This is a genomic window from Pseudomonas sp. AC463 (assembly GCF_979253585.1).
The window spans coordinates 1-283 of record NZ_CEEDDZ010000477.1 but is presented as its reverse complement, the minus strand read 5'-3'; the positions used below and the strand labels follow the sequence as shown (position 1 = coordinate 283).

General features: G+C 73.1%; 1 pseudogene. It reads left to right on the top strand.

Annotation, left to right across the window (positions count from 1 at the left end):
- Positions 1–283 (top strand): annotated as a pseudogene (locus tag AC0IYH_RS31040) (hypothetical protein); the annotation flags it as partial.

Sequence of the window (283 nt, the reverse complement as noted above, 5' to 3'; positions counted from 1 at the left end):
CTGTATATCCGCACGCTGCTCGACGGCATTGCTCCGGTGCCCGACATCGATCCGGCGATCCGTGCCGACGTACGCGCCCTGCCCGTGGCGGTCGCCCACGATCGGCTGGCGACGCTCGACCCCGCCGCCGCCGCCCGCCTCGCACCCGCCGACACCACCCGAGTCGCGCGCGCGCTGGAGGTGGTTCTGTCGACCGGACGATCGCTGGCGGCGTGGCAGGCGGAACGCAGCGGCGGGATCGGCGACCGCGTTGCGCTCCAGCCGCTCATCCTGCTTCCTGATC